Raw genomic sequence first — 24,042 nt, 5'->3', positions numbered from 1 at the left:
TTTTTTTTAAATTAACCGCCCACCCCCCACATCAACCCCCCTTCTAGGGGCGCCCGCTCCATTTGTTTAAACCACACCGGGGTCCGGGGGGGTGGGTCAGTAGATCGGCGGGTTGACGCCGTTGGGTGAGGGGTTGGGCACCGTCACGCACAGCCCGGTGCGGGTGTCGAGTGCCTTGTCGGGCAGGCAGAACGGCGCACACCCGTTGGTGACGCCCGTTTCGCCGGGCAGGCACGCCGAGCTCACGGCGGGGGTGAACACGACGACACCGGCCATCGGGACGCTCGCCAGCGCCAGCGCTGCCATCACCCGTCGCAGTGGACTCCTCATGGTGGCCCAGCGTATCGCCCGAAGATTCTCAGCGCGAACGTGAAGATTTGGTGGTTTTCGGCGCGATTTCTCGCAGAGGATTCACGTTCGGCGGGTGCGGCGGGATGCGGCGTCCGGGGTGCCCGCGAAAGCGAGCACGTTAGCCTGACGCCGTGACCGCGCAGTGGACACCGGCCCGGCTGGGCGACCTTTCAGGCAAACGCATCATCGTGACGGGCGCGACCAACGGCGTCGGCCTCGGCACCACCCGCGCCCTGGTCAGGGCGGGCACGTCATCATGGCGGTGCGCAACACCGAGCTCGGGGCGCAGCGGGCCAGCGAGATCGGCGGCTCGACGTCGATACTGAAAGTCGACCTCGCCGATCTGACGTCGGTGCGGGCGTTCGCCGGCGCGCTCGACGGCGATGTCGACATCCTGATCAACAACGCGGGCATGCTGACCGCCAACCGCGAGGAGACCGTCGACGGCTTCGAGAAGACCATCGGCACGAACCTGCTCGGGCCGTTTGCGTTGACCAACCTGATCTTCGACCGGATCCGCTCGCAGATCATCAACGTCGGCTCGCAGGCGCACCGCGGCGGCAAGCTGCGCCTCGACGACATGCATCTGCGCACGCACAAATGGACGCCGATGGGTGCCTATGCCCGCTCCAAGCTCGCGGTGATGCTGTGGGGTCTCGACCTGGATCGCAGGCTGCGCCAGGCGAACTCGCCCGTCGTCACGCATCTCACGCATCCGGGCTGGGTGTCGTCGAACCTGTCCAGCGTCTCCGACCGCCCATTGATGAAGGCCGCCGACAAGGTGGTCAGGCGGCTGGCCGGGGTGTTCGGCAACGACATCGACGAGGGTGCGGCGACCAGTCTGTACTGCATCAGCGAGCCGATCCCGCCCGGCGCCTACGTCGGTATCGAGGGCCGCTGGGGCCTGAAGGGCGCGCCGGTGCTGATCGGCCGCTCGGCGGCGGCCTGCGACTACGACACCGCCGCAGAACTCACCGCGTGGGCCGAGACCGAGACGAACACCAACCTGCCCGTCTGACGCGCTTCACGCGGGAGTGCCGTCGGCGACCCGCGGAACGCGGCCCGGCTCGGCGTTGTCCAGCACGAGTTCGGCCACCCGCGAACGGTGCTGCTCGGCGCTGCCCAGCAGCGCGGCGTCGGTGCTGGCCCGTTTGAAGTACAGGTGCGCCTGGTGCTCCCAGGTGAACCCGATGCCGCCGTGCACCTGGATGGTGTCGGCCGCGATGCGCGACAACGCCGCCGAACACGTCGCCTGCGCAATGCTCACCGCGAGCGCCGGGTCGTCCGAACCGTCCGTCAGCGCCCACACCGCGTGATACGCCGTGGACCGCGCGTGCTCGAGGTCGACGAGCAGATCGGCCAGCTTGTGCTTGACGGCCTGGAACGAACCGATCGGCCTGCCGAACTGCATCCGCGACTTCGCATAGTCCACCGACAGGTCGAGCAGATGCTGACCCGCCCCGACCTGCTCGACGGCCAGCAGCGCCGCGCCCACCTGCAGCGCGTGCTCGATGACGCGCTCGGCCTCGGCCGGGCCTGCCACCAGCCGACCGGGCGCGTTGGACAGCTCGACGGTGGCCTGCGGCCGGGTCAGATCCAGCGTCACCAGCCGCCGCCGCTGCACGCCCGCCGCCGCCGCGTCGACCGCGTAGAGCGCCACCCCGTCCGGACCGTTGGCGGCGACCAGCAGATCGTCGGCCGCACCCGCGTCGACGACCCGCTCGACGGTCCCGGTCAGCGCGTCGCCGTCGGCCCTCACCGACACCTCGCCCAGCGCGCCGGCCCGCTCGGGCACCGCGAACGCCGCGGTGCGCCGCCCGTCGACCAGCTCGGCGAGCAACTCGTCACGCGCAGGGCCCGACGAGGCCGCCACCAGGGCCGGGATCGCCAGAAACACCGTCCCGAAGACGGGCCCGCAGGCCAGCGCCGCGCCCAGCTCCTCGACGGCGACGGCCTGGTCGACGAGCGTGCCGCCGACACCACCGTCGGCCTCGGGCACCGACAGCCCGAGCACGCCCAGCTCGCCGCCCAGCCGCGCCCACACCTTCGCGTCGAACGGCGGGTCGGACTCCATCAGCGTGCGCACCGTCTGCTCGTCGAAGTGCTCGGCGCAGAACTTGCGCACGGCGGCGCGCAGCTGGTTCTGCTCGTCGGTGAACCTGAACTCGGCGGAATGCTCAACCACGGGGGATCTCCTTCCACGGCATTCCTGCATCGGCGCGCAGATCGCCGGGCAGACCCAGCACCCGCTCGCCGAGGATGTTGCGCATCACCTCGGAGGTGCCGCCTTCGATGGTGTTGGCGCGGCTGCGCAAGTACCGCTGCTGCACCGGCGCGCGCCAGTCGGCCCCGTCGCCGCCATCCTCGCGCCGGTCATAGCCGTGATACAGAATGCCTTCCGGCCCAAGGAAATCCATGCACCACTGATAGATGTGCTGATTCAGCTCGGCGCCGACGAGCTTGCCGATCGAGCCCTCGGGGCCCGGCCCGCCGACGGTCGCGGCGGCGCGGGATCGCTCCGAGGTGAGCCGCTGGGCCTCGGCGCGCAGCCACAGCTGGCTCAGCCGGTCACGCAGCACCGGTGTGCGCAGGTCCGGCCGCGACGCCCACAGCGACACCGCGTCGGCGATAGTGCCTGCACCACGGCGGCTGCCGCTGGCACCGAGCGCGCTGCGCTCGTTCATCAGCGTGGTCATCGCGACCCGCCAGCCGTCGCCGACCGCGCCAAGCCGGTGAGTGTCGGGGATGCGGGCATCGGTCATGTAGACCTCGTTGAACTCGGCCTGGCCGGTCATCTGGCGCAGCGGCCGCGTTTCCACCCCCGGCTGGTGCATGTCGATGACGAAATACGTCAGGCCCTTGTGCTTGGGCACGTCGGGGTTGGTGCGCGCCAGCAGCAGTCCCCAACGGGCTTTGTGCGCAAGGCTGGTCCACACCTTCTGCCCGTTGATGATCCACTCATCGCCGTCGGGCACCGCCGAGGTCGCCAGCCCGGCCAGATCCGACCCCGCGCCCGGCTCGGAGAACAGCTGACACCAGATGTCCTCGGTGGTGGCCAGCGGCCGCAGCAGTGCCCGCTTCAGCTCGTCGGTCTGCGCATGTTCACGCACCGTTGGCGCCGCCATGCCGTAGCCCATCGGATTCAGCGCCAGCGGTACCGGGCCGCCCGCGCCCTGCAGGATGGCGTCGGCGACGGCCTGCAGGCCGCGGGGCACGCCGAGACCGCCGAGGCCCTCGGGAAAGTGCACCCATGACAGGCCGGCGTCGTAGCAGGCGCCGAGAAACTCGGGGATCGGAACGGTCTTCGGATCGTGCTCGGCCACGACCTTGCGGGCCAGTTCAGCGACGCGATCTGCGTCGTCAGCGGTGCTCATCCGATCACGATAGGAAACGCCGGATCAGGGTCGGCTTCCGGGATCAAGATTCGGCACCGGGCTGCTCGGCTGGGTATTGTCGAAGTGTTGTCACTAAAGAAGAAGGTCAGCGCGACCGGGGTGGCGTTACGAAAAGGACGTGATTGCCCATGCGCGCGCCGCTTGAGCACCAGACCACGCCTGCTGCCCGAACGCAGGCTGTCGGCATAGCCGGGGGGCAGCGGCTGTCGGTGCTGCTCGTCGAGGATGACCGCGCCGATGCACTGCTTGTCGAGGAATTGATCGCCGACACCGCCGCCGACATCGAATGCACGTGGTCGCCCTCGGTTGCCGACGCCGAAGCCCGGCTGGCATTTATGCGGCCTGACTGTGTGCTGCTCGACCTGAATCTGCCCGACGCCAACGGGATCGCGGTGCTGGAGCGCATCAAGACCGTCGACCCGAACATCCCGATCGTGGTGCTCACCGGCCTGAACGACGAGCACTTCGGCATGTCCGCGGTCGCCTTGGGCGCACAGGACTACCTGGTCAAGGGCCGCGTCGAACCCGAGATGCTGAAACGGGCGCTGCTCTATGCCATCGAGCGCAAGCGCGCCGAGATCACCGCCGTCGAACTGCACGCCAGCCAACTGCGCGCGATGGAGAACGCCCGCCTCGAGCGTGGGCTGTCGCCGTCGCCGCTGCTGTTGGACGACCCCGGCGTCGACATCATCGCCCGCTACGTGCCCAGCCGCGAGAACGCGCTGCTGGGCGGCGACTTCTACGACTTCGTTCAGACTGCGGACCGCACGGTGCACGTCATGATCGGCGACGTCGCCGGCCACGGCCCCGACGAGGCGGCGCTCGGCGTCGCGCTGCGCATCGCCTGGCGTGCGTTGACCTTCGCGGGCCTGCGCGGACCCGATCGCATGCGCGAACTCGACCGGATCCTGTGCACCGAACGGGCGAGCAAAGGCATCTTTGCGACGGTGTTGAGCCTGGCCATCCCGCCGCACGGCGACAAGTTCCGCTCGGTCCGCGCCGGGCATCCGGGCCTCTTGGTGCAGGGCAGGGGCACGGTGGACTGGCTCGAGCCCCCCGGCGGCCCCGCGCTGGGTCTGCAGTCGGGCGGATGGGAGTACCACCAGCTGTCCTGGCCCGAGGGCACCGGTCTGGTGTTGCTGACCGACGGACTCTTCGAGGGCCATGCCGGAAGCGGAAACCGGCGCCTCGGCGAGGACGGGCTGCTCGAACTGGCACGTTCGTTCGCCGATCTGCCTGGCGAGCAATTCGTCGATGCGCTCATCGACGAAGCGGCCAAGCAAGCGCGAGCGCACGGCGGACTGACCGATGACATCGCGGTCGTCCGTGTGGAGCGCACAACTCGATGAGCGAGCCGGCCCAGCGGCCCTCGGTCAAGCCTTCGGCTGGTCGACGGCTGACCGTACAGGGGTGGCAGAACCTGGTACTGGCCCTGATGGGCGCGGTGGTGCTGGCCGGTTTGGCGGCGGGTGCGACGCTGATGGACCGCACCGACGACCTGTCGCGCGACCTGATACAGCATATGCAGCCGGCCCGCGTGGCGGCCTATCAGCTGCAAGCCGCCCTGCGTGACCAGGAGACTGCGGTCCGCGGCTTCGTCATCGCGGGCGATGAGCAATTCCTGATGCCCTACAACGCCGGGCAAGAAGCCGAAAGGCAAGCAGCCGAGGATATTCGGCAGCTCGTCGGCAACCACCCGCAGCTGATGGCCGACCTGGACGAGATCAAGCAGGCCGCGGCCGCATGGCGGGCGGCGTACGCTGAGCCCGTCATAGCCGATGTCTCCCAGGGCATTCCGGCTGACGGCGCTCTTACCGACCGTGGCAAGGCCGAGTTCGACCGGCTGCGAACGCTTTTCGACCGCCAGAACGAAAACCTTGGCACGGCCCGCGCGGAAGAAGTCGACGAGCTAGACCGGATGCGAGCGTGGCGCGACAGGCTGGCCATCGGCATGATCGTGGCCTTCTTCGGATTGGTGGCCGCGCTGGCGCTGCTGGTGCGCGGCGCGGTCACTCGCCCGCTCGGCGCGCTGGCGGCGGCCTGCCGCCGCATCACCGAGGGCAACTTCGACGAGCGCATCGTGCCGCGCGGACCTCGCGACATCCGTTCCATCGCAATCGATGTCGAAGACATGCGACAGCGGATCGTCGACGAGCTGGAAGCAGCACGGGCGGCGCGGCGTGCGTTGGACGAGCAGACCGAGGAACTGCGGCGGTCCAACGCCGAACTCGAACAGTTCGCCTATGTTGCCTCACACGATCTTCAGGAGCCGCTGCGCAAGGTCGCCTCGTTCTGCCAGCTGTTGGAGAAGCGCTATCGCGACAAGCTCGATGACCGCGGTGTCGAATACATCGGCTTCGCCGTGGACGGCGCCAAGCGGATGCAGATGTTGATCAACGACCTGCTGACGTTCTCCCGCGTCGGGCGTCTCAACGCCACGCGCACCGAGGTCGCACTCGACGACACCCTGGACGCCGCATTGGCCAACCTGTCGACCGCCATCGAAGAGGCCGACGCCGAGATCGTGCGGCCGGCCCAGCCGCTGCCTGCCATCGATGGCGATCCGACGCTTCTGACGATGGTCTGGCAGAACCTCATCGGCAACGCGGTGAAATTCCGCCGGGAAGGGCTGGCGCCGCGCGTCGTGATCGACTGTCAGCCGCGCGACGGTGACGAGCACCGCGAATGGCTGTTCAGCGTCGCCGACAACGGCATCGGCATCGCCGAAGACTTCGCCGACAAGGTGTTCGTGATCTTCCAGCGCCTGCACAGCCGCGACGAGTACAGCGGAACCGGCATCGGTTTGGCACTGTGTAAGAAGATCGTCGAACACCATGGTGGAAACATCTGGGTGGATACGTCCTACACCGGCGGCACCCGTTTCAGGTTCACCTTGCCGGAACTGTCGAAGGCCGAGCCCGAGCCCGATAACGTCTCAACATCCCTTGTGGAAGGAACCAGTTAGTGACATCAGAACCACGCCCGATCGACGTCCTGCTCGTCGAAGACGACCCGGGCGATGAGCTTATTACCCGAGAAGCCTTCGAGCACAACAAGATCAGCAACAACCTGCACGTGGCGCACGACGGCGAGGAGGGGTTGGACTTCCTCTACAAGCGGGGGCCTTACGAGGACGCACCGCGGCCGGACCTGATTCTGCTCGACCTGAACCTGCCGAAGTACGACGGCAGGCAGCTGCTCGAACAGATCAAATCGGATGCCGACCTCTGCCACATTCCGGTGGTGGTGCTGACCACGTCGTCAGCCGAAGAGGACATCCTGAAAAGCTACAAACTGCACGCCAACGCCTACGTCACCAAACCGGTGGACCTGGATCAGTTCATGAGTGCCGTGCGGCAGATCGACGAGTTCTTCGTGCAGGTGGTGCGGCTACCCAAGCTGTGAGGGCAGCCCCAGCCGGTGGGGTGAGTCAAGTCACGGCCTGCTGGGCCGCGGTCACGTGGTTCCATTCCAGACACACCTTGGTGCCGCCGGGTGACGAGTCGATGGTGGCGCGGTCGGCCAGTGCGCGCATCAACGGGATACCCCTGCCCCTGGTGTTGGTCTTTTTCTCGCCGTCGGTGATGCGCCACGAGCCTTCGTCGGCGACAGTGACCTTCAGCACTGCCGTGCCGGGTTCGTAGTCGGCGAGCAAGTGCATCGCGCCCGGCTTGTCGAACGCCGAATAGGCGAACTCCGCTGCATTGGCGAGCGCCTCGTTGACGGCCAGCACCACATCGCTGGCCCTGATGGGATCCAGCGTGAAATACCTATTGAGCCAGCCGGAAAACTCTTGCCGCAGTCGCGCCGCACACGCCGGATCGGCAAGAACATTGGTGTTTGCGAATCGTGTCTCCGAGTCGCTGTGTTTCGAGTCTGCCATCTCAGCCTGCTGGCTACCCGGTCGCGGCCGTTTTAACTCCTGAGCGCCGACAGCGCATCGTCGAGGGTGGCGTACAGATCAACCACATCGGTCACGCCGACGAGTTTGAGAGGCCGGCTGGTAGCCGGTCCGTCGGCGACAACAGCAAATTTCATGGCGGGCGCAAGCTCATCCTGGGCGGCGATCAGCACGCCCATGCCCGCGGATGCGAGAAACTCCACACTCGTCATGTCGACGACGACGGCGCTCGGGGAGCCTTTGGCGGCCTCGGCGATCGCCTTCTCCAGATCGGGCGCCGTGAGCATGTCCACCACGCCCGTAACCCCTACCACGCTGATGTTATCCACGCGGCGTTCCTCGAGCGTGCAGGTACTTCCAGCCCCGCCCGAATCGACATTACGGGCAGGATCGGGCCGGCTATCCATGCTCACCTCCAGTCAGTCCGTCCGCCCCAACGGCGACAGCACCGCGAGTTTACCGGCACTGACGGAATAGCAGGCGGACGGCCGTCAGTTGCCAGGGGCATGACCGCTACAGGATTCGACCCGCGCACGCTGCTCGCCGAGAGCCGCCTCGGCGTGCTGGCCACCATCAAGGCCGACGGAATGCCGCAGTTGTCGCCGGTCACCCCGTATTACGACCGCGACGCCGACATCATCTATGTGTCGATGACCGAGGGGCGGGCCAAGACCGCCAACCTGCGCCGCGACCCGCGCGCGGTACTGGAGGTGACCAGCGCCGACGGATGGTCGTGGGCCACCGCGGAGGGGCCGGTCACGCTGACCGGGCCCGGCACGGACCCGAATGGTCCCGAGGTCGGGGCGCTCGTCGAGTACTACCGCGCCGCGGCGGGCGAGCATCCGGACTGGCAGGAGTACCGGTCGGTGATGGTGTCCGACCGCAGGGTGCTGATGGCCATGAGCGTCAAGCGGGTCTACGGCGAAAAGATCCGCTGAGACTCGCTCACCCGGGGAATCTCGGCGGTGATGCGGTCCAGCAGCGCCGGGTAGCGGTTGGCTTCGCGATGCCTACCCGGCTTGCCGCTGCTGATCACCGCGGCCGCCAGCCCGCGCTCCGGGTCGGCCCATACCGCGATGTTGGTCAGGCCGGTGTTGCCGAACGCGGCCGCTGCGTCGCGTCCGAACGGCCCGAACCGCTTGTTGCCGAGCATGTAGCCGGTTCCCCACCGGCGCGGCGCGAAGCCGTCGGCGATGTCCGGCCGCAGCCTGCGGCACTGCCTGGTCGCTGCCCGCAGCGTGTCGGGCCGCAGCACGCGCACCCCGTCGAGCTCTCCGCCGTGGGCGAGGATGTCGGCGAACCGCGACAGCTCGCTGGCCGTTGACACCAGGTTCGACGACGGTATGACCCCGGTGAGGAACAGCGGGGTGTTGCCGAACGGGATGATCTCGCGCATGGTGCCGCCGACGGCGAGCTTGAACGCCTTCGCCACCGGGGCGGGCAGCGGCTTTCCGGTGTTGTGGCTGGGCGCGACAAGCGCTACGTCCTCGGCGGCGACACCGAAGTTGGTCCAGCGAAAGCCAAGCGGGTCAAGGATTTCGGTGGCCAGGATCTCGCGGATGCTGCGGCCGGTGGCCGCCGCGACGATCTCGCGGACCAACGGACCCCATGTCACCCCGTGGTAGATGTGCATCAGACCGGGCCGATGAATCGGCTTCAACTCGCCCAGTTTCCGGCGGGTGTATTCGGGATCGTCCATCCGCGACAGGTCGGGCCGCGGCCCAGTGGCGAACGGGACGCCCGCGCTGTGGGTCATCACATGACGGATCGTGGTGCGGTCCTTGCCGTGGCTGGTGTAGGTCGGCAGATAGTCACAAACCCGGTCGTCCAGCGAAAAGGCGCCGCGTTCGACCAACATGTGCACAACCGTCGTCGCAACCGCTTTGGCTGCCGAGTACGCGCAGAACGGGGTGTCCGTGGTGACCGGAATCTTCTGGGCGTCGGGTGGGTCTTCCGGCGCGTTGCCCCAGCCGTGCCCGATCGCGCGGTTCAGGATCACCTTCCCGTTGCGCCGCAGGCAGACCTGGATGGCGGGGTGCATGCCCGCGGCATACCAATGCCGCGCCGCCTGCCAAATCCGTTCCACCGCAGCAGGATCAACCTCGGAGTGGTCCTCGGCGCCGATGTCGGTGACAGCGTCGAGGTCGGCGGGGATGTGGATTCTGCCGTCTGCGGTCGCGGTCATGGCGTGCCCTTCGGCTCACGGCGCAGCGTCGCGCTCAGATGGTCTTGCATCGGTCGGCCCACCGCGGCCATGCGGACCGTGTAGCTCAACACGTCGTCCTCGACGCGGATCGTCCGAGCCACCGCCGTGATCTCCTTGGCCGAAGCGGTGCGCCCGATCGCGGTCGAGACCAGGTCCAGTTCGATCGTCGAACCGCGCACCGAAAGGGTGCCCTCCTCGATCTCGGTGATGCCGGTCGGATGGGCCAGCACCAGCTCGACCCGACCCGTCGAAGGCACCCGCAGATATCCGGTTTCGGCGTGCAGCGGCCGGCCGTCATCTGCCGATTTGGTGCGCTGCGCGTAGCTCAGGAACGGCTTGCCGACGTGGCCGAACGTGACTTCCTCGAGATAGTCGAACGGCTCGATCGTCGGGTATTTCCCTGCGCCGCGGCCCGCCCAGATGCCCAGCAGAGGGGCCAGCGCAGCGACGTCGGGATGGAGATCGGCCACGGCGCCAGTCTATGGTCAGGCGATGATGGGTATAGGCGAGCAGTGGCCGCCGAGCAAGACATCGATCGAGCAAGCGAGCGCCCAGTGATCTCAGACGCGATACGCCCGCGGAAGCGGTAGCGGCGTGCTTGGTCTGCCGGACAGCGTCCTGGCGTGTCTGTTCGATCTCGACGGCGTGCTCACCGACACTGCCAGCGTGCATCGTAAGGCGTGGAAGGCGATGTTCGACGCGTACCTGAGCGCGCGGGCCGAGCGCAGCGGAGATCGATTCGTGCCCTTCGACATCGATGAGGATTACCGGCGCTACGTCGACGGGAAACGGCGCGAGGACGGCGTCCGCTCCTTCTTGGCGAGCCGCGACATCACCCTGCCCGAAGGCGAACCCGACGACGACGCCTCGGTTGAGACCGTGCACGGGCTGGGCAACCGGAAGAACGAACTGTTTCACCAGATGCTGCGCACCGACGGGGTCGACGTGTTCGACGGGTCGCGTCGCTACCTGCAGGCCGTCAAGGCCGCCGGGCTCGGCGTCGCGGTCGTGTCGTCGTCGGCCAACACCCGCGAAGTGCTCGACGTGACGGGGCTTGCGCAGTTCGTTCAGGTGCGCGTCGACGGTGTCACGATGCGGGAGGAGAACATCGCCGGCAAGCCCGCCCCCGACTCGTTCCTGCGTGCCGCGGAACTGCTTGGCGTGTCGCCCGATCAGGCCGCCGTGTTCGAAGACGCGCTCGCCGGTGTGGCTGCTGGCCGCGCAGGCAACTTCGCGGTGGTGGTCGGCGTCGACCGCCTCGGGCAGGCAGATGAGTTGCGGCGCAACGGCGCCGACATCGTCGTCGCCGATCTGGCCGAACTGTTGGAGTCCCGATCATGATGACCGCAGAGCTGTTCCCGATCGAGCCGTGGCACGTCCGGGAGACCGCATTCGAGATGGGGTTGATCGCCGAGACGGAGTCGCTGTTCGCGTTGTCCAACGGCCACATCGGAATGCGCGGAAACCTCGAAGAAGGTGAACCGCACGGCTTGCCGGGCACCTACCTCAACGGCTTCTACGAGACCAGGCCGCTGCCGTACGCAGAGTCGGGCTTCTCCTATCCGGAAGACGGGCAGTCGGTGGTCGACGTCACCAACGGCAAGGTCATGCGGCTTCTGGTCGACGACGAGCCGTTCGACGTCCGATACGGCCAATTGCACGAGCACGAACGGGTTTTGGACATGCGGGCGGGCACGCTGAATCGGCTCGTCCGATGGATGTCGCCCGCAGGCAAGCAGGTCCTGATCCGGTCAACGCGGCTGGTGTCGCTGGCGCAGCGCAGCGTCGCAGCGATCGAGTACAGGGTTCAGGCGATCGACCAGTTCGCCCGTGTCACAGTGCAATCCGAACTGGTCGCCAACGAAGATCAGCCGGAGCGCTCCGGCGACCCGCGCGTGGCCGCCGTGTTACGAGATCCGCTGGTGGCCGTGCATCACGAAACCACCGAGCGTGGAGCCGTTCTGCTGCACCGCACCAGGGAGAGCGGGCTGATGTTGGCCGCCGCGATGGACCACGAAGTCGACGTGCCGGGCCGGGTCGAGGTCGGCGCCGAGGCTCGGGAGGATGTGGCGCGCACCACCGTGATCTGCGGCCTGCGCGCCGGTCAGGAACTGCGCATCGTCAAGTACATCGCCTACGGCTGGTCGAGTCTGCGCTCGCGTCCCGCGCTGCGCGACCAGGTGGCCGGCGCGATCGCCGGCGCGCGATACACCGGTTGGCAGGGGCTGCTGGACGCGCAACGCAAGTTTCTCGACGAGTTCTGGGACAGCGCCGATGTGGAGGTCGAGGGCGACCCGGAGTGCCAGCAGGCGGTGCGGTTCGGCCTCTTTCACGTGCTGCAGGCCAGTGCCCGCGCCGAGCAACGGGCGATTCCGGGTAAGGGGCTGACCGGCACCGGATACGACGGGCACGCCTTCTGGGACACCGAGGGTTTCGTGCTTCCGGTACTCACCTACACCGCGCCGAAAGCGGCGGCCGACGCACTGCGGTGGCGCGCCTCCACACTCGATCTGGCCCGCGAACGGGCCGCAGAACTCGACCTCGAGGGAGCCGCGTTCCCGTGGCGCACGATTCACGGCGAGGAGTGTTCGGCGTACTGGCCCGCGGGCACGGCGGCATGGCATGTCAACGCCGACATCGCGATGGCGTTCGAGCGCTATCGCGTTGTCACCGGCGATGATTCGCTCGAGGCCGAGTGCGGTCTCGCGGTGCTTGTGGAGACGGCACGGCTGTGGTGCTCGCTGGGCCACTATGACCGACACGGTGTTTGGCACCTCGATGGCGTCACCGGACCCGACGAGTACACCGCCCTTGTGCGCGACAACGTGTTCACCAACCTGATGGCCATGCACAACCTGCGGACCGCCGCCGAGGCGTGCGAGCGGCATCCGGAGAAGGCCGACGAGCTGGGAGTGACGCCACAGGAGATCGCGGGGTGGCGAAAAGCGGCCGACGCAGCCAACATTCCCTACGACGAAGACCTGGGGGTGCACGAGCAGTGTGCCGGCTTCACCACGATGCGGGAGTGGAACTTCACCGACAACACTTCGTATCCATTGCTGATGCACGAGCCCTACGTCAGGCTCTACCCGTCGCAGGTGATCAAGCAGGCCGATCTGGTGCTGGCCATGCACTGGCGCAGCCACGCGTTCACGCCGGAGCAGATGGCGCGCAACCTCGACTACTACGAGCGGCGCACCACGCGCGACTCGTCGCTTTCGGCATGCACCCAGGCGGTGATGTGCGCCGCGGTGGGCCATCTCGAACTGGCGCACGAGTACACGTATGAGGCCGCGATGATCGACCTGCGCGACCTGCACCACAACACCGAGGACGGCCTACACATGGCGTCGCTGGCCGGTGCGTGGACGGCGCTGGTCGCGGGGTTCGGTGGGCTGCGCGATGACGAGGGCGTACTCGACCTCGACCCGCAGCTGCCCAGCGGCATTCACCGGTTGCGGTTCCGGCTGCGGTGGCGCGGCTTCCGCCTGACCGTTGACGCCAACCACGAGAACGTCACGTACACGTTGCGCGACGGCCCTGACGCCAAGCTGACCATCCGGCACGCCGGGACGCCGCTGGAGGTGAGCACCACGTCGCCGTCGACGGTCGCGGTGCGGCCGCGCACCGCGCTGCTTCCGCCGCCTCAGCAACCTCCAGGGCGGGAGCCGATTCGGCGATCCGCTTTGCAATAGACGGCCAGGGCGTAAAGTCGATAACCGTAATCGAGCCGGTCAGGGGCGATGATCAGCAGCAACTCATCGGTGCTACGCACCACGGTGTCCACCACCGACAGCGACGAGGCCTACGGCTTGTTCAGGCAGATCTACGTCGACCATCAACCTGTGTGCGCACCGGCCGATGAGAATTTTCACATGACGGTGTCGACCGGGACCGCCGACACGGTTTGTGGCGGCCACCTCCGTGGCGCGATGCGCTACCGCGGCCGGGCCGAACCGGCCGCCATCGTCACGATGGGTGTGCTGGCGGGCGGGTGCATCACGTTCCGTAGCCGCCGTGAGGAATGTGCCTGTGGGGCGGGCGATGCGATGGCCGTCATGTTCGACGAGCGATCCGAGTTCACTGTCGAGGACCCCGACGTGGTGACGCTGCAGGTGCCGCTGGTCCGGGTGACGCAGGCCGCGCAGGTCAACTTCGGCACGCTGCAGGAAGACTTCCGGTTGCACTCCGTGCGGCCGGTTTCGCCGACGATGAACGAGTTCTTCGCCCGGGTTGTGCACATGGTGACGACGCAACTGCTCTCGCCGGAGGGGCTGGCGTTCGAATATCCGTTGGTGGCACGGCAATTGGTCGATGTCGTCATCACGGCATTGCTGAACGGATTTGCGAACTCGACGATGACGGTCGATTACCGACCGGAGCCAGGCAAGATCAGCGCCGCAGCCGTTCGGCGGGCGGTCGACTACATCGACGAGCACGCCGCCGAACCGATCGGCGCCGCCGACATCGCCGCCGCCACCGGAACCGAGGCGCGCGAGTTGCAGGCGACGTTCGTGCGCGAGCACGAATTGACCCCGATGGAGTACCTGCGCCGTGTCCGGCTCAACGGGGCGCATCATGACCTGCAAACTTGCACCCCGGATGGCGATGACGCGGTCGCGACCGTCGCGGCCATCGCGCACCGGTGGGGTTTCGTCAATCAACGGTTGTTCTCCGCGCTGTACCGTGCCGCATTCGGCCGGGCGCCGGGCATCACGCTGGGAGAGGATCCGCCATGATTTCCCGAAAGGTTTTACGTAGCACAAGGTTTCGTGCAGCGGTCGGCGCCGCCGTCGGCGCGATCACACTGTTGTCCACGTCGATCACGTTGGCGGGCAACGCAGCTGCCTACCCCTGTTACTCAGCCGAGTGTGTGCCGAACGTGGCCAGAAACGTCGTCGAGGGCGGGCCGTGCGTATTCGACCCGCGGCGGATGTTCGCCTACGGGTTGACCCCCGAAGGTGCGACCGTGGTGTGCAATGCCGCGGGGGTGTGGGCCGCGGCGGGACCGCTGATCGGGGTGTACAACGTCGCGTTGCCGTGCCCAGCGCTGGACCTGTCGGCGCAGGGCTCCGACGGGGTCGCGTTGATGTGCGCGGACATGGGCGCTGGTGCGCTGCGCTGGGCGCACCGATTGCCGTTCCCGGGATAGTTCAGCCGTTCTCATAGAAGAAACCCGCCGCCACAGCGTGGGCTGCAGCGGCGGGTTCTGTCGTGTCGCGACGTTTCGGACTAGCCGGCAGTCCTAGCCGGCCATGAACGTGTCGTAGGCGGACTGCAGGCCGGCGGGCAGCACGGTGACGTCGCACTGACGCTGCTTGTCGCCGATCGGCGCGAGGATGCCGCGCAGGTCGTAGTACTCACCGGGGTTGGCGGTGAAGTAGTTGCGAATGTCGGCCTCGGCCTGCGGACGCGGCTGGTTGAAGGCAGCCGTCACGACCTGGTTGGCGCCCGGGTGGGCGTTCAGGTACTGGCGAGCCTCGCTCCAGGTCGCGCTGGCGGTGTCGGCCACGTCGCTGAAGCTGCATCCCTGCGGCGCGGCGGCAGCAGCCGGCGCAGCGATGGTGGCTGCGGCAACGCCACCGAGAAGCGAGCCGACGACGGCGCCGGCCATTTTCCGGCGCGCAGTGATACCAGTGAAATTCATGATCAAGTGTTTCCTTGCGATTGCTTATCGTTCTTGGTTCCCCGCCCGAAAACCAAGGTAGCCGAAACCGCAAGTGCTCAAACGTCTGTGGCCAAACCCGCAGGCCCTCGCCTCGAATCGCGTTACAGGCAAGGGGCGTGATATTCGCCTCAATTTCGCCGAATTCGGTAAGTCGCCACGCAGATCGGCCCCTGGAATTTAAGCGATTCTCAAATTTGTCGGGCATCGCTTAATTGATCGTGATCTCGATAGTGATCGAATTGTTATTCGCGTGCTCGACTTTCGGGCAGTTCGTACCGGTCAAGCATCCGTTTTATGAATTCGGCAGCCTGCGCGTGGCCACGCGTGATGCCGAGGCTGCGCTCGAGGACGAGGATGCGCGCCAGGCTGGTGACGATCACCGACATCACCACAGGCGGAAACTCGTCGGTGTCGACGCCGTGCGCGCGCATCGCCAGCGTCACAGCGCTTTCCTCCAGCTCGCCGAAGCGGGTCGCGTAGGTGACGATCTCGCTGCGGATCTCCTTGCGGTGGTTGGCCAGGGCCATGAACTCCATCAACAACCTGGCGCCGTGGGCGTTGTTGAGCGTCCACAGCGCGTGCAGGGGGCGGTCGTCGGCCAGCGCCTCGCGCTGCTGGGCCAGGTTCATCTCGGCGCCTTCGCGCAGCACCGCGAGGAACAGGTCGTCCATGCTCGGGAAGTAGTAGTGCACCAGCGCGGGACGGACGCCCGCCTTGGCCGCGACCCGGCGCGACGTCGCCGCGGCGTAACCCTCTTCGAGCATGACTTGGGCGGTCGCCCGAATCAAAGCCTGCCGCGTCGACGAGCTACGTCCGGCTGATTTCGGCGCCGTCATCTGCGTCTTGACCTTGTCGCTCGCGGGCTGCTAGACATAGCGTCAGCCTAAGTGTTGGGCGATCGCCCAACAAGTCTGAGGGGGTGTGATGGCCGGACGGGTAGACGGCGAGGTCGCGTCGATCACGGGTGAGGCGCGCGGCCAAGCCGGCAGTCACGCGGTGCGGCTGGCCGAAGAGGGCGCCGACACCATCGCGGTCGGCATCTGCCGTGGCTTCGAGGGATCGCCCGCGTGCCAGTACGTCACCGGCGTCGGCCTGCCCGTGGCGGCCCGCAGTTTGTTGAAGTAGAGGAAGCATGACCACCACCCCGGAGACCGACGTCTATTACGACCCCTACGACGTCGACATCGCCGCCGACCCCTGGCCGACGTATGCCCGGTTGCGGGAGGAAGCGCCGATCTACTACAACGAGCGGTACCGCTTCTGGGCCATTTCGCGTTTCAGCGACGTCGAAGCGGCACTTGCGAATTGGCAGGCGTTCTCGAATTCGCGCAGCGACATCCTCGAATTGGTGAACTCGGACTTCGACATGCCCAACGGCGTGATGATGTTCGAGGATCCGCCGGTGCACACCATGTTGCGCGGGTTGATGAGCCGGGTGTTCACGCCGCGCCGGATGGCCGAGATCGAAGATCAGATCCGGCAGTTCTGCGTCAATTGCCTTGACCCGCACGTCGGTTCGGACGGATTCGACATCGTCGCCGAACTCGCCGCGCAGATGCCGATGCGGGTGATCGGCATGCTGCTCGGCATTCCCGAGTCCGACCAGGTGATGGTCCGCGACGTCAACGACGCCAATCTGCGCACCAAGCCGGGCGCCCCGATGAAAGTGTCCAACGCCGACAAGATCGCCGACGGCAGCATCTACGCCGATTACGTGGATTGGCGGGCCAAGAACCCGTCCGACGATTTGATGACCGCGCTGCTGACGATGGAGTTCGAGGACGAGAACGGGGTCACCCGCAAGCTGCATCGCAGCGAGATCCTGCACTACGTCCAGGTCGTCGCCGGTGCGGGCAACGAGACCACCGGCCGACTCATCGGATGGTTGGCCAAGGTGCTCGCCGAACACCCGGACCAGCGCCGCCAAGTCCATGAGGACCGATCGCTGTTGACCCGCGCGGTCGACGAGACGCTGCGGTACGAACCGACCGGGCCGCATGTCGCCCGCTACATGCTCGCCGACGTCGAGTTGTACGACACGACCGTGCCTGCGGGAAGCGCGATGCTGCTGCTTTTCGGTGCGGCCAACCGTGATCCGCGCCGATACACCGACCCGGACACGTTCGACATCCACCGCGACAACATCAGCCACCTCACATTCGGCAAGGGTGTGCACTACTGCCTCGGCGCCAACCTCGCCCGGCTGGAGGGCAGGGTCACGCTGGACGAACTGCTCAACCGGTGGCCGGAGTGGGACATCGACTACGACACCGCGGTGCGCGCCCCGACCTCGACGGTTCGGGGCTGGGAGAGGCTGCGCATCGTCTTCCCCTGATCCGGGCGAATCATAGGGAAACACCGGATATCTCGGCGCCGCGCGCCACGCTAGCGTGCGCGCATGAAATCAACATTCGCCGCGCTGTGTACCGCGGCGATCGCGTGCGCGGGATGTGCCACCGAGGCCGCGCCCGAGTCTTCGGTGCAGGCGTCGGCTGCCGGGCCGGGCCTGTTCACCGCCGTCGAACCCTGGACGATCGACGTATCCGGCGCGGCCAGATCCGATCGCAGCGACGCCATCATCGCGACCCTGCGCGATCTGGGTGGATGGGGTAACGACAATGTGTTGCAGGCCGACTTCTCAATCCCCATCCTTTCTGCCGACAGGTCCACACCGCGCGTGAAAGTCGTTGGCACAGAGGACTACTGCTACGGCGGGCCGGACTGCGACGAGGTGCCGGCCGAGATGCCGTTACCCGCTGACGCGAACATCGAAGGCTCGCCGGATTTGACTTGTGACCCGTCCGGGGACACCGAGGGCCAAGGCGACTGCCACCTGCTCGTGGTGGACCGCGATGACGGCAAGCTCTACGAGGTCTACCAGGCCAACAAGGTCGGCGACGCCATCACCGCAACCGGGTTCTTCGTGTGGGACCTGGGCAAGGCGTATCCGGAGAACCTGCGCGGCGAGCAGTGCACGAGCGCCGACGCCGCCGGTTTTCCCGTCGCGGCGCTGATGCCGACCGCTGACGAAGTCGCCGCAGGCCGAATCGATCACGCGTTGCGGTTCATCCTTCCCAACGAGCGCATGAAGGCCGACGTCTATGTGCACCCCGCGAGCCACGCAGGCGGTCCCGAGAGCACCGAGCCCGACGCACCGCCGTACGGCGTCCGATTCAGGTTGCGCAGTGACTTCGACGAATCCCGTTACACCGCACCGCAACAGGTGATCATCAAGGCACTCAAGACGCACGGCATGCTGCTGGCCGACGGCGGCGAGATCGCCTTCACCTTCGCCGACGACCGCACCAGCAGCGCCAAATGGGGCGACCTCGGAATAGACGCCCAGACGTTCAGCGGCATCACCGTCGACCAGTTCGAGGTCGTCGAACTGGGGGAGGAGATCCCGCTGACCTACGACTGCGTTCGGAATTCGTGACGGCTAACTGAGTTCGCCCATGTACCTGCCCAATTCGGCGCGGGAATGGATGTTCAGTTTGCGGTAGATCCGCGCCAGGTTGGACTCGACGGTCTTCGGGCTGATGAACAGGGCGGTGGCGACTTCCCGGTTCGTCATCCCCGCCGCCGCCAGTTCGGCGACGCGCTGTTCGGACGGGCTCAGGCTGGACATCCGGCGGGCGCCGACGTCGGCGCGGGCCAGTTCGGCGCGGGCACGGTCGGCCCACAGCGGAGTGTTGAGATCTTCGAAGACCTTCAACGCCTCCCGCAACATGCCGGCAGCCTGGTCCTTCTGGCGTTGGCGACGCTGCAGTTGACCGGCCAGCAGTTGGGTTCGCGCGTGTTCGAAGGGCATCGGTAGCCGGGCGTGCTCGAACAGTGCGGTCTCCACTTCGCGGGTTGCCGCGTCGACATCGCCCTGGGCCGCCAGCAGCATGGCGCGGCACCTGCCCGCGACCGCCTTCATCCACGGCCGGTCCAGACGCCGCCCGTTGCTCTCGACCGCCGCGATGACCGGTTCGGCGTCGGTGAGCCGACCCAACTGGATGTAGGACTCCGCGGCGTCCGGCACGAATGACGCACTGATCAGCTCTGTTGAATCCGGAAACGCCGCCAGCAGATTCAGTAAGGGCGCAAGCGTGTCGATGGCGGCCGCGTAGTTTCCCAGCGAGACCTCGAGGAAACCCAGGAGCGTGACCGGCCATTCCGCCAGCCGTCGCGACGCGCAGCGGTTGCTGGCGGCAAGGGCGTCGGCGGCGTCGCGGCGCACGGTTTCCTCGTCGCCGGCATACGCCGCGACCGCGGCGCGGGCCGACAGCGCAACCGACAGCGGCAGGTCCCCGTTGAGTTGATACGCCCGCTCCACGGCGTCTTCGGCGATTAGCGTGGCCTCTGCGGTGGAGCCGATCCAAAGATGAATCAGCACCGTGTGGAAGTCGATGAAGGAAAGTTCGCTTTCCTCGCCCCGTTCGATGCAGCGCCTGCGGATCGCCATGATCTCGTCCTGCGCCCGTTCGAGGTCGCCGGTCCAAGCGAGCATCAGTGCGTTCTGCACGGTGGGGCTGAATGCCGCCGAGCTTTCGGCCTCGGGGTCCTCCAACGCGACCGCCCGCTGCATGCTGTCGGTGTCGGCGCCGTGTCCGAGCATGAATCGGATGACCACGCGCATGCCGAGTGCCTGGCTGAGCGCGTGACGGTCGCCGAGTTCGTCTGCCCGCGCGACGGCCTCCTCGATGCACGTCACCGCGTCCTCGGCACTGCCGGCATTGATCAAAGCGAACGACAGCGACACCAGGATCTGCACCCGTAGGGCCAGATCCTGATGGCTTTCGGGCAGGGCCTGTTGTAGCAGGCCGGCGGCTTCCTCGAAGTTGTCGTTGAGCGACGCGACATGGCCGAGGAGGCTGAACGCCTCTGCGCGCCGCAGGCCTGGTTCGAGGCGATCAATCGCGTCCTGCAGCATGGTTCGGGCGCGCGCGGGTTCCCCTGCGTCGAAATGGTAAGCGGCCGAGAGGATTCGTCGCTCAGGTGTGCCACCGCCGAGTCCGATGGCCAGGTCGAGCAGCTCCGCGGCCGCAGCCGGCGCGCCGCGGCTGCGCGCCATGTCCGCCGCTTCGTCGAGCGCCATCAACGTCAGCTCGTCGCCGTGCGTGGCGGCCATGGCGAGGTGCCTCGCCTTGAGCTCGGGCTCGTCGACGATCTCGGCGAGCCGCCTGTGCATCGCGCGGCGCCGGGGAGGTGTCACGTCGGTATAGAAACCCTTGGCCAGCAACGGGTGTGTGAAGCGCAGTCGGTGACCGTCGATCCCGATGATGCCTTTGGCCTCCACATCCTCGAGCCTGGCCACGACGTCCTCGACCGTCAGCCCGGTGGCGCGGGCCGCCAACTCCACCGACGGTGTGCCGTGGCAGGCCATCACGAGTAGCACCTCGCGCGCCGCGTCGTCGATGCCACCGATGCGGGCCCGCACCAGTTCGGTCAACGTCATCGGCAACGGCAGGTCTGAGCCGCCGGCGCCGCTGTCCATCGCCATTGCCAACTCGAGCGCATAGAACGGGTTGCCGCCCGAAACCTCCTGTATGCGAACGATGGCCGGCCGCGACAGTGAGCGCCCCAGGCGTTGGGTGATCACGGCGTTCAGTCCGCCGAGGCTCAGCGGCCGGATCCGTATCCGCTGCAGGCCGTCTGGCCGCGGCAGATGCAGCCACGATGCCGGACTGCTGTCGTCGTCGGATTCGGCTCGCACGGTTGCGAACACACCGACACCCGCCGACAACCGGCGCGCGGCGAACGCGATGACCTTCTGACTCGACGGGTCGAGCCACTGCAGGTCGTCGAGCACCAACAGCACCGGTGACGTTTCTGCCAACAGGTCGATGACCGAAAGGAAACCCGCGCCAACCGCTCGTTGATCGGTGGTCGAGTCCTCCGCCTCCGCACGCAACAGCACCCGGTCGATCGCCAGCCGTTGCGGCGCGGGCAGACCGATCCATATCGACGGGTGTACTGCCGAAAGCAGATCGGCCAGCGAGGCGTAGGCCAGTACCGACTCCGCTTCGGCCGGTCGCGCCGATAACACCCGAAAGCCGCGCTCTTTCGCGAGTTCGATGGTCGACAGGCACAGCGTCGTCTTGCCGATGCCGGGTTCGCCCTCGGCGATCAGGCCCGTCGGTTCCTCCGCAGCCGATTCCAGCAGTGCCGTCACTGCTTGAGCTTCTTCGGGCCGGACCACAAGGCGGCTGGGCACCCGCTGAGTATGGCAAAGAATTTGCTGAACGGGCTGCAGAATTGAATATTCGCCTTTAGCCCGAATGACATGCTTGTTGGCTGATGTTGCCGCTCAGTTAGCCGGGGCTTCGTGCCGCAGCCAGCTGTGGATGGCACAGCACCCGGGTGCGTGCGCAACGTCAGCGCGCCGAGCGGCCGTCGGCGATCGTTCCCACCGAGCCTGCGTCACTGTGATCGGACGGCTGCCGTTTGATCTTACTTCCGTTGCGCCGCTTGGACTTCTGGCGTTTGCGTTGATCAACGGCTTCACGTTCGCCGTCGACCTGGCGCTGCCCATCGTGTCGCACTGGTGGTTCGCGCTTGCACGGGCGGCGGTTCGCCGTGTCCGTCGCCGTGGACCTGGTGAACTAACTTGGGCTGGCTGTCGACGTACGCGATGCGGTGGATCGTCTTCTGCCGCCGCCCAGGAATTCGCAAGCGAATTAGAAGCAATCCCACGGGCGCGCTCAAGGGTCCTGGCAGGCCGGTTTTCTACCGTTTGTCCAATTTAAACGGAGGTCAGATGATGACAATGCTCAAAACCCTGGGCGCGGGCCTTATCGCGGCGTCGGCGTTACCCGCGATGCTGGCAAGCGCAGGCATCGCCTCAGCCGATGACTATGCGGGACAGAAGTATTCGGACGTCATGTCCGCGCTCGGCGACGCGGGGCTCACCGGTGTGATCGCCACCCGCACCGGTGACCTCGTCGACGACGACGACTGCATGGTCACGCACTCCGAGAAGGCGCCGTGGCTCAAGGGTGACGACTTCTCCCCGGTCACCGACACCGTTCTGCTGTTCCTCGACTGCGATGCCGGTGTGGCATCGGCGAAGGCGTCGGGCAACTCGAAAGCGAGCCCCGAGGGCAGGGCGGCCATGGCCGAAGCGAAGAAGGAAGCCCAGCAGGAACAGCAGCAGGCCGCCGCCGACCAGGCCAAGGCCAAGCACTAGCTCGCCGACCGGGAGCCGTATGCGCCGCGCCGCAGCACCACGGAGGCGGCGAGGAGTCCGGCGAACACCACGCATACCCCCAGGTAGAGCCAGCCGAGCGGGGCCGCGGACTCCTCCGGCAGGTAGGCCATCAGCGCCATCGCTGCCGCGACGATGAGATAGCAGCAGGTGTTGACCAGGCCGCCGATCAGGCCGATGTTGCGGCTGAACACGCCCATCGCCAGTCCCTTGCTCTGCGGATCCAGCACGCCGATCCCGACGAGGGCCAGCGCGGCGCCGACGGTGATGATCAGGGCACTCAGGCCGACCACCTCAGCGGATATGAGCAGGGTCAGCGCACCGGCAGAGAACACGGCCCAGGCCCCGACCGCCAGGCGGTGGGTGGTGGTGCGTTGTGCCAGCGCACCACAACCCAGTTCACCGACCAGATTGGCGACGCCGACGATCAACGCGATCAGACCGTATGCGGCGGGGGAGAATCCGAGCTTGGTCTGATACAGGAAGGGACCGACGACGCCGAACACCATCTGTGCGGCGCCGATCAGGCCGAACATCACGACATAGGTCAGAAACAGGCGGTGCCGCAGCGCCGCACCGAGCACACGAAGGGCTGCGCGCAGGTCGATCGGTGACCGCAGGTCTGGTCGCAGCGTTTCCGGCAGCGCTCGGATGACGAGCAGCGCGACTGCGATGGCCAACACCGCCAGGACTGCGAACACCATCCGCCAGGAGCCCAGTTGCACGACGAATCCGCCCAACGCCGGCGCGAACACCGGAGCAGACCCCCACGCGGCGCCGCACAGCCCCAACACCGAGACCAGCTTCGCACCGCGGAAGCAGTCGGCGGCGATGGCCGCGGCCAGCAGCAGGCACGCGGCGGCGCCGATGCCCTGAACGAAGCGCAGCACCAGCAACTCCGTGAGGTTGACGGCCAGCGCACAGCCGATGCTCGTCGCGGCGAGTATCCCCAGCCCGATGAGCAATACCCGCTTGCGGCCGACGGCATCGGAGATCAGGCCGACCGGGATGAACGCGATGCTCAAGCCCAGCATGTATGCCGTTACGGTGTTCTGCACCAATGCGTTTGATGCGCCGAAGTCGATCGCCATCTGCGGCAGTGCGGGTGTGTATGCGTCAAGCGCGATCTGGCTCAGGGGAATCACCATGAGCAGCACCGCGATGATGCGATTGGCGGTACGCGAAATAGCCTTATCGCCAAGGGGTTTGACGTCGCCGGCGATTGTGCTCATCGTCCCGTCCCCTGTGGCCGCTGGCGGTAGCTGGTGAGGAAGTTGCCGAGGCGTTCGATGGCGTTGGCGAGGTCGCGGGCCCAGGGCAGGGTGACGA

At 66.9% G+C, this 24,042-nt stretch carries 22 protein-coding genes and 2 pseudogenes; 13 read left to right on the top strand and 11 right to left on the bottom strand.

What is annotated here, in order from left to right:
- Nucleotides 1-96: 96 nt before the first annotated feature.
- The gene (locus CQY20_RS27195; protein WP_097943392.1) at nucleotides 97-330 is read right to left on the bottom strand and encodes a hypothetical protein; all 234 of its coding nucleotides are present in this window, start codon (nucleotides 328-330) and stop codon (nucleotides 97-99) included.
- Nucleotides 331-482: 152 nt separating this feature from the next.
- On the opposite strand from CQY20_RS27195, the pseudogene CQY20_RS27190 reads away from it, so the two are divergent.
- Nucleotides 483-1,369, top strand: a pseudogene (locus tag CQY20_RS27190) (SDR family NAD(P)-dependent oxidoreductase).
- A gap of 6 nt (nucleotides 1,370-1,375) precedes the next feature.
- Here CQY20_RS27190 and CQY20_RS27185 read toward each other — a convergent pair.
- On the bottom strand, nucleotides 1,376-2,566 hold the full coding sequence (locus tag CQY20_RS27185) for an acyl-CoA dehydrogenase family protein (protein WP_097943390.1): 1,191 nt from the start codon (nucleotides 2,564-2,566) through the stop codon (nucleotides 1,376-1,378).
- Nucleotides 2,529-3,725, bottom strand: a complete 1,197-nt coding sequence (locus CQY20_RS27180; protein ID WP_097943388.1) for an acyl-CoA dehydrogenase family protein — start codon at nucleotides 3,723-3,725, stop codon at nucleotides 2,529-2,531. Before CQY20_RS27180 ends, CQY20_RS27185 begins: the two co-directional genes overlap by 38 nt.
- Before the next feature lie 149 nt (nucleotides 3,726-3,874).
- On the opposite strand from CQY20_RS27180, the gene CQY20_RS27175 reads away from it, so the two are divergent.
- The 3 genes from CQY20_RS27175 to CQY20_RS27165 are packed head-to-tail and all read left to right on the top strand — an operon-like array spanning nucleotide 3,875 to nucleotide 7,151.
- Nucleotides 3,875-5,095 (top strand): PP2C family protein-serine/threonine phosphatase, encoded by a 1,221-nt coding sequence (locus CQY20_RS27175; protein ID WP_097943386.1) that lies wholly within the window; start codon nucleotides 3,875-3,877, stop codon nucleotides 5,093-5,095.
- Nucleotides 5,092-6,711 carry a sensor histidine kinase gene (locus CQY20_RS27170; protein WP_097943384.1) on the top strand — a complete coding sequence of 540 codons (1,620 nt, stop codon included), beginning with the start codon at nucleotides 5,092-5,094 and terminating at the stop codon, nucleotides 6,709-6,711. Before CQY20_RS27175 ends, CQY20_RS27170 begins: the two co-directional genes overlap by 4 nt.
- On the top strand, nucleotides 6,711-7,151 hold the full coding sequence (locus CQY20_RS27165; RefSeq protein WP_097943382.1) for a response regulator: 441 nt from the start codon (nucleotides 6,711-6,713) through the stop codon (nucleotides 7,149-7,151). Before CQY20_RS27170 ends, CQY20_RS27165 begins: the two co-directional genes overlap by 1 nt.
- A gap of 25 nt (nucleotides 7,152-7,176) precedes the next feature.
- Here the strand turns inward: CQY20_RS27165 and CQY20_RS27160 are convergent, their stop codons facing one another.
- Both CQY20_RS27160 and CQY20_RS27155 read right to left on the bottom strand, forming a co-directional pair.
- Nucleotides 7,177-7,629 carry an ATP-binding protein gene (locus CQY20_RS27160; RefSeq protein ID WP_097943380.1) on the bottom strand — a complete coding sequence of 151 codons (453 nt, stop codon included), beginning with the start codon at nucleotides 7,627-7,629 and terminating at the stop codon, nucleotides 7,177-7,179.
- Nucleotides 7,630-7,661: 32 nt separating this feature from the next.
- Complete coding sequence (locus tag CQY20_RS27155) at nucleotides 7,662-8,054, bottom strand: STAS domain-containing protein (protein ID WP_097943396.1); 393 nt, start codon at nucleotides 8,052-8,054, stop codon at nucleotides 7,662-7,664.
- Nucleotides 8,055-8,153: 99 nt separating this feature from the next.
- Here CQY20_RS27155 and CQY20_RS27150 point away from each other — a divergent pair, with 99 nt between their 5' ends.
- A complete protein-coding gene (locus CQY20_RS27150) occupies nucleotides 8,154-8,585 on the top strand; it encodes a PPOX class F420-dependent oxidoreductase (RefSeq protein ID WP_097943378.1) in 432 nt (143 codons plus the stop codon).
- On the opposite strand, the gene lipE is transcribed toward CQY20_RS27150, so the two are convergent.
- Together lipE and CQY20_RS27140 are read right to left on the bottom strand one after the other, a co-directional pair.
- Nucleotides 8,564-9,832 (bottom strand): lipase LipE, encoded by a 1,269-nt coding sequence (lipE, locus tag CQY20_RS27145; protein ID WP_097943375.1) that lies wholly within the window; start codon nucleotides 9,830-9,832, stop codon nucleotides 8,564-8,566. The genes CQY20_RS27150 and lipE overlap by 22 nt on opposite strands.
- The gene (locus CQY20_RS27140; RefSeq protein WP_097943373.1) at nucleotides 9,829-10,323 is read right to left on the bottom strand and encodes a peroxynitrite isomerase; all 495 of its coding nucleotides are present in this window, start codon (nucleotides 10,321-10,323) and stop codon (nucleotides 9,829-9,831) included. The genes lipE and CQY20_RS27140 overlap by 4 nt, the downstream gene beginning before the upstream one ends.
- Nucleotides 10,324-10,447: 124 nt before the next feature.
- Between CQY20_RS27140 and CQY20_RS27135 the strand changes: the two genes are divergently transcribed.
- From CQY20_RS27135 to CQY20_RS27120, 4 genes are read left to right on the top strand one after another with little or no spacing between them, the layout of a single operon-like run.
- On the top strand, nucleotides 10,448-11,194 hold the full coding sequence (locus CQY20_RS27135) for a beta-phosphoglucomutase family hydrolase (protein WP_097943371.1): 747 nt from the start codon (nucleotides 10,448-10,450) through the stop codon (nucleotides 11,192-11,194).
- Nucleotides 11,191-13,548: a glycoside hydrolase family 65 protein gene (locus CQY20_RS27130; RefSeq protein WP_097943369.1), complete on the top strand. Its 2,358-nt coding sequence runs from the start codon at nucleotides 11,191-11,193 to the stop codon at nucleotides 13,546-13,548. The genes CQY20_RS27135 and CQY20_RS27130 overlap by 4 nt, the downstream gene beginning before the upstream one ends.
- A 48-nt stretch (nucleotides 13,549-13,596) precedes the next feature.
- Nucleotides 13,597-14,592 (top strand): AraC family transcriptional regulator, encoded by a 996-nt coding sequence (locus tag CQY20_RS27125; protein WP_097943367.1) that lies wholly within the window; start codon nucleotides 13,597-13,599, stop codon nucleotides 14,590-14,592.
- Nucleotides 14,589-15,005 (top strand): hypothetical protein, encoded by a 417-nt coding sequence (locus CQY20_RS27120; protein ID WP_097943365.1) that lies wholly within the window; start codon nucleotides 14,589-14,591, stop codon nucleotides 15,003-15,005. Before CQY20_RS27125 ends, CQY20_RS27120 begins: the two co-directional genes overlap by 4 nt.
- Before the next feature lie 93 nt (nucleotides 15,006-15,098).
- Here CQY20_RS27120 and CQY20_RS27115 read toward each other — a convergent pair whose 3' ends face one another.
- Nucleotides 15,099-15,500, bottom strand: a complete 402-nt coding sequence (locus CQY20_RS27115) for a heme-binding protein (protein WP_097943363.1) — start codon at nucleotides 15,498-15,500, stop codon at nucleotides 15,099-15,101.
- Nucleotides 15,501-15,763: 263 nt separating this feature from the next.
- On the bottom strand, nucleotides 15,764-16,357 hold the full coding sequence (locus tag CQY20_RS27110; protein WP_097943361.1) for a TetR/AcrR family transcriptional regulator: 594 nt from the start codon (nucleotides 16,355-16,357) through the stop codon (nucleotides 15,764-15,766).
- Between the two features lie 88 nt (nucleotides 16,358-16,445).
- On the opposite strand from CQY20_RS27110, the pseudogene CQY20_RS27105 reads away from it, so the two are divergent.
- The 3 genes and pseudogenes from CQY20_RS27105 to CQY20_RS27095 all read left to right on the top strand — a co-directional run.
- Nucleotides 16,446-16,568: pseudogene (locus CQY20_RS27105) on the top strand (SDR family mycofactocin-dependent oxidoreductase); the annotation flags it as partial.
- 85 nt (nucleotides 16,569-16,653) lie between these two features.
- Nucleotides 16,654-17,856 (top strand): cytochrome P450, encoded by a 1,203-nt coding sequence (locus tag CQY20_RS27100; protein ID WP_097943359.1) that lies wholly within the window; start codon nucleotides 16,654-16,656, stop codon nucleotides 17,854-17,856.
- A 63-nt stretch (nucleotides 17,857-17,919) separates the two neighbouring features.
- Complete coding sequence (locus CQY20_RS27095; protein ID WP_097943357.1) at nucleotides 17,920-18,957, top strand: hypothetical protein; 1,038 nt, start codon at nucleotides 17,920-17,922, stop codon at nucleotides 18,955-18,957.
- A gap of 3 nt (nucleotides 18,958-18,960) precedes the next feature.
- On the opposite strand, the gene CQY20_RS27090 is transcribed toward CQY20_RS27095, so the two are convergent.
- Nucleotides 18,961-21,723: a helix-turn-helix transcriptional regulator gene (locus tag CQY20_RS27090; RefSeq protein WP_097943355.1), complete on the bottom strand. Its 2,763-nt coding sequence runs from the start codon at nucleotides 21,721-21,723 to the stop codon at nucleotides 18,961-18,963.
- Between the two features lie 543 nt (nucleotides 21,724-22,266).
- Here CQY20_RS27090 and CQY20_RS27085 point away from each other — a divergent pair.
- Entirely contained in the window at nucleotides 22,267-22,695 is a 429-nt protein-coding gene (locus CQY20_RS27085) for a hypothetical protein (protein WP_234816436.1), read from the top strand.
- On the opposite strand, the gene CQY20_RS27080 is transcribed toward CQY20_RS27085, so the two are convergent.
- Complete coding sequence (locus CQY20_RS27080) at nucleotides 22,692-23,945, bottom strand: Bcr/CflA family efflux MFS transporter (protein ID WP_097943353.1); 1,254 nt, start codon at nucleotides 23,943-23,945, stop codon at nucleotides 22,692-22,694. The two genes, CQY20_RS27085 and CQY20_RS27080, sit on opposite strands and share 4 nt — an antisense overlap.
- Nucleotides 23,946-24,042: the final 97 nt, after the last annotated feature.

The organism is Mycolicibacterium agri, from assembly GCF_002553505.1.
Lineage (GTDB): Bacteria > Actinomycetota > Actinomycetes > Mycobacteriales > Mycobacteriaceae > Mycobacterium > Mycobacterium agri.
The sequence above is the reverse complement of the archived record's forward strand: the minus strand, read 5'-3'. Positions and strand labels throughout refer to the sequence as shown.

Coding starts and splice junctions, on each gene's coding strand:
- CQY20_RS27130 (WP_097943369.1), top strand. CDS start 11,191: ATGATGACCGCAGAGCTGTTCCCGATCGAGCCGTGGCACGTCCGGGAG.
- CQY20_RS27115 (WP_097943363.1), bottom strand. CDS start 15,500: ATGAATTTCACTGGTATCACTGCGCGCCGGAAAATGGCCGGCGCCGTC.
- CQY20_RS27160 (WP_097943380.1), bottom strand. CDS start 7,629: ATGGCAGACTCGAAACACAGCGACTCGGAGACACGATTCGCAAACACC.
- CQY20_RS27120 (WP_097943365.1), top strand. CDS start 14,589: ATGATTTCCCGAAAGGTTTTACGTAGCACAAGGTTTCGTGCAGCGGTC.
- CQY20_RS27080 (WP_097943353.1), bottom strand. CDS start 23,945: ATGAGCACAATCGCCGGCGACGTCAAACCCCTTGGCGATAAGGCTATT.
- CQY20_RS27195 (WP_097943392.1), bottom strand. CDS start 330: ATGAGGAGTCCACTGCGACGGGTGATGGCAGCGCTGGCGCTGGCGAGC.
- CQY20_RS27095 (WP_097943357.1), top strand. CDS start 17,920: ATGAAATCAACATTCGCCGCGCTGTGTACCGCGGCGATCGCGTGCGCG.
- CQY20_RS27185 (WP_097943390.1), bottom strand. CDS start 2,566: ATGCAGGAATGCCGTGGAAGGAGATCCCCCGTGGTTGAGCATTCCGCC.
- CQY20_RS27100 (WP_097943359.1), top strand. CDS start 16,654: ATGACCACCACCCCGGAGACCGACGTCTATTACGACCCCTACGACGTC.
- CQY20_RS27150 (WP_097943378.1), top strand. CDS start 8,154: ATGACCGCTACAGGATTCGACCCGCGCACGCTGCTCGCCGAGAGCCGC.
- CQY20_RS27125 (WP_097943367.1), top strand. CDS start 13,597: ATGATCAGCAGCAACTCATCGGTGCTACGCACCACGGTGTCCACCACC.
- CQY20_RS27175 (WP_097943386.1), top strand. CDS start 3,875: ATGCGCGCGCCGCTTGAGCACCAGACCACGCCTGCTGCCCGAACGCAG.
- CQY20_RS27085 (WP_234816436.1), top strand. CDS start 22,267: ATGATGACAATGCTCAAAACCCTGGGCGCGGGCCTTATCGCGGCGTCG.
- CQY20_RS27170 (WP_097943384.1), top strand. CDS start 5,092: ATGAGCGAGCCGGCCCAGCGGCCCTCGGTCAAGCCTTCGGCTGGTCGA.
- lipE (WP_097943375.1), bottom strand. CDS start 9,832: ATGACCGCGACCGCAGACGGCAGAATCCACATCCCCGCCGACCTCGAC.
- CQY20_RS27110 (WP_097943361.1), bottom strand. CDS start 16,357: ATGACGGCGCCGAAATCAGCCGGACGTAGCTCGTCGACGCGGCAGGCT.
- CQY20_RS27180 (WP_097943388.1), bottom strand. CDS start 3,725: ATGAGCACCGCTGACGACGCAGATCGCGTCGCTGAACTGGCCCGCAAG.
- CQY20_RS27155 (WP_097943396.1), bottom strand. CDS start 8,054: ATGGATAGCCGGCCCGATCCTGCCCGTAATGTCGATTCGGGCGGGGCT.